This window comes from Streptomyces sp. SPB074 (assembly GCF_000154905.1).
Classification (GTDB): domain Bacteria; phylum Actinomycetota; class Actinomycetes; order Streptomycetales; family Streptomycetaceae; genus Streptomyces.
In genome coordinates this window covers 3,882,361-3,884,741 of the sequence record NZ_GG770539.1, presented here as the reverse complement: position 1 = coordinate 3,884,741, position 2,381 = coordinate 3,882,361, and the positions used below count along the sequence as shown (strand labels likewise).

At 76.1% G+C, this 2,381-nt stretch carries 4 protein-coding genes; 3 read left to right on the top strand and 1 reads right to left on the bottom strand.

What is annotated here, in order from left to right; translation table 11 throughout:
• Window positions 1-94 precede the first annotated feature (94 nt).
• Window positions 95-757 (top strand): phosphotransferase, encoded by a 663-nt coding sequence (locus SSBG_RS16165; protein WP_234010558.1) that lies wholly within the window; start codon window positions 95-97, stop codon window positions 755-757.
• Window positions 754-1,101, top strand: coding sequence for a hypothetical protein (locus tag SSBG_RS16160; protein WP_158677787.1), 348 nt, complete (start codon window positions 754-756; stop codon window positions 1,099-1,101). The genes SSBG_RS16165 and SSBG_RS16160 overlap by 4 nt, the downstream gene beginning before the upstream one ends.
• 62 nt (window positions 1,102-1,163) lie before the next feature.
• On the opposite strand, the gene SSBG_RS16155 is transcribed toward SSBG_RS16160, so the two are convergent.
• Window positions 1,164-1,661 carry an FBP domain-containing protein gene (locus tag SSBG_RS16155; protein WP_008747163.1) on the bottom strand — a complete coding sequence of 166 codons (498 nt, stop codon included), beginning with the start codon at window positions 1,659-1,661 and terminating at the stop codon, window positions 1,164-1,166.
• Between the two features lie 126 nt (window positions 1,662-1,787).
• On the opposite strand from SSBG_RS16155, the gene SSBG_RS16150 reads away from it, so the two are divergent.
• On the top strand, window positions 1,788-2,369 hold the full coding sequence (locus SSBG_RS16150; protein WP_008747162.1) for a TetR/AcrR family transcriptional regulator: 582 nt from the start codon (window positions 1,788-1,790) through the stop codon (window positions 2,367-2,369).
• The last annotated feature ends 12 nt before the right edge of the window (window positions 2,370-2,381 follow it).

Sequence of the window (2,381 nt, the reverse complement as noted above, 5' to 3'; positions counted from 1 at the left end):
CTGCACCGCGGGGAGGCCGGGATCGCGGCCCTGCTCCCCGCCTCCGTACCCGTACCGCGCCTCCTCGACCACGTCGAGGCGGACGGCTGGGGTCGTGCTGGCCTACGAGGAGATCGCGGGCCACCAGCCGCGCGAGCCGTGGTCGGCGCGGGACCTCGCGCGCGTCCTGCGCGCGACGCGGGAACTCGCCGCGCGGCTCACGCCCGCCCCGCCCGTCGGCGCGCCCTCGCTGGCCGGGAGCGACGGCTTCCGGCACTGGCGGCGGCTCCTGGCCGCGTACGAGGCGGGCGAGGCGGAGGCGGCGGCGACCGTCGCCGGGCTTCCCGCCCCGGCCCGCGCGCGGCTCGCCGGGCTCGCGGAGCGGGAGGCGCACTGGCCCGCGGCGGTGGCCGGTACGACGCTCCTGCACGGCGATCTGCGCGCGGACAACCTCCTGCTCACCGAGGCCCCGGACCGTCCCGTCGTCTTCGTGGACTGGCCGCACGCGGCGACGGGCGTCGCGTGGCTGGACGTCGTCGGGATGGGCCCGAGCGTCCTCATGGGCGCCCCCGGCCTGCGCCCCCTCCTCGACGCGCACCTCACGGCGCGGGGCGCGGACCCGGCCGCCGTCGCCACGGCCCTCGTCGGCCTGGCGGGCCTCTTCCTGACCGGCGCGGCCCGCCCCGCGCCGCCGGGACTCCCGACCCTGCGCCCCTTCCAGCGGGCGCAGGGCGAGGCGGCACTCGCGTGGCTGCGGGCGAGCTGGGGCGGCTGGTGAGCACGGAGGACGGGGAGCGGGACGAGGAGGAGTACCGGGCGTGTCTGCGCGAGGAGAGGGCCGCCTTCGCGTGGGTCCTCGAACGGCACGGCGAGCGCACGCCGGAGCGGGCCCGCGCGGAGGCGCTGGCGGCCTACCCGTACGAGCCCCCGGCGGCCCCGTACCGCGGCCTGGTCTTCCACGACGAGGCGTGGCACTGGGCGATGCTCCACCTGCACGGACCGCACTACTGGCGCGACCACCCCGGACTCGCCACCCCCTCCCGGGAGTACGAGCGGGCAACCGCCCACCTCGCGGCCGCACCTGAGGACCACGGGGAGCGGCTGCCGCCGGACGTGCCGTGACCCCGCGCTCGTGGCGCCGGATCACCGCACGCCGGGCCCGGCCCCGCGACGCCGCCCCGGCCTCACCCCTCGGCCGTCAGCACCCGCCCCACGAACTCCTCCAGGTTCGCCATCATCCGCGCGACCTTCCGCTCGACCGTCAGCGACTCGTGCATCCGGTCCGCGCCGACGTCCTTCTTGCCGCGCACGTAGAGCGGGCACGCGAGGTCCTCGCACACGTACGTGCCCACGGAGTTGCCCTGCTTGCCGGCCTTGCCCGCGCGCGGCGCGACCATCAGCGCCACGCCGCCGGAGTGCGGCGTGAGACAGATCGAGCACATGCCGCGCCGGGCCTGCCACGACGCCGTGGCCGGGCGGCGCAGCGCCAGCGCGTACGTGCGGCCGTCGATGACCGTGACGAGATAGCCCCGGTCGGGGGCCTGCGGGTCCCGCCAGCCGAAGTAGTCCAGGTCCTCCCAGGGACGTTCCGCCAGGTCGCGAGGGACGTTGAGGCGCTTGGCCTCGCCCTTCGAGCAGTTCACGAAGGCGGAGCGGGTTTCGGATTCGGTGAGCGGCTTCACACACCCCAGGCTGAATTGCCTATAGGTCGTAGGCAAATGCTTCAAGCTCGTAGCAAGCGGCGCGTACGCGCGCCGCAGCACGCACCGCGACACGCGACGAGACGCACGAGGGGAAGGGGCGAACCGATGGGACGTGTGGGACTGAGCACCGAACGGCTCGTACGGGCCGGGGCCGAGCTGGCCGACGAGGAGGGTTTCGCGCAGGTCACGCTCTCCGCGCTGGCCCGCCGCTTCGGCGTGAAGCCCGCGAGCCTGTACGCGCACGTGAAGAACTCGGACGAGCTGCGCACCGGCATCGCGCTGCTGGCGCTCGAAGAGCTGGCCGACCGGGCCGCGGACGCCCTCGCGGGCCGGGCGGGCAAGGACGCGCTGTTCGCCTTCGCCGAGGTGTACCGCGCGTACGCGCAGGAACACCCCGGCCGCTACGCGGCGACCCGTCACCCGATGGACCACGCGACGGCCCTCGCGAGCGCCGGCCCCCGGCACGCCCGGATGTCCCGCGCCCTCCTGCGCGGCTACGCGCTCGGCGAGCCCGACGCGACGCACGCCGTGCGGCTGCTCGGCAGCGTCTTCCACGGTTTCGTGGACCTGGAGCTGAGCGGCAACTTCGCCCACAGCGCGCCCGCCGCCGAGGAGAGCTGGCACCGCACCCTGGACGCCCTCGACCACCTCCTGCGCACCTGGCCCCCCGCGGGCAAGCCCGCCTGAGACCCCCGGCCC

What these genes read in the sequence shown, in the direction of transcription:
- SSBG_RS16150 (WP_008747162.1), top strand. Translation starts at nt 1,788, where the DNA reads ATGGGACGTGTGGGACTGAGCACCGAACGGCTCGTACGGGCCGGGGCC.